The 343-nt window shown below is 70.8% G+C and carries 1 pseudogene; it reads left to right on the top strand.

Annotated elements, in window-relative coordinates:
- A pseudogene (locus EN851_RS34745) lies at window positions 1–343 on the top strand (peptidase M15); the annotation flags it as partial.

The raw sequence follows: 343 nt of genomic DNA, 5'->3' as shown, positions 1-343 counted from the left end.
TCCGGATGAGGCCAAGGCGGACGAGGTCAAGCCGGATGAAGTCAAGGCCGTTCTAGACGAGGCCAACGCCACGAGCGAGGCCAGTGTCGCGAGTGGCGACTATCAGGTCGCCTCGCTCGAGCCGCGCTCGGCATTCAACGATCCGTCCGGCGTCGATGCGGCCTCGCCGCGGCAGGCCATCGCCGCGCTTCCGGCAGGCGCCGATCCGGCACAGGCGATCGGCGGCGGCGTGAAGACGACGCCCAAGGAGTCCAGGGCATCCGCCCACGATCTGAAACCGGGACCGAAGGCCATGGTGGTGGCGACGCCGCCGCAGGCCGCGCGCTGGGCACTGGGCAGCGGC

Source organism: Mesorhizobium sp. M8A.F.Ca.ET.208.01.1.1 (genome assembly GCF_004791315.1).
GTDB lineage: Bacteria > Pseudomonadota > Alphaproteobacteria > Rhizobiales > Rhizobiaceae > Mesorhizobium.
This window is presented reverse-complemented; position numbering and strand designations above follow the sequence as displayed.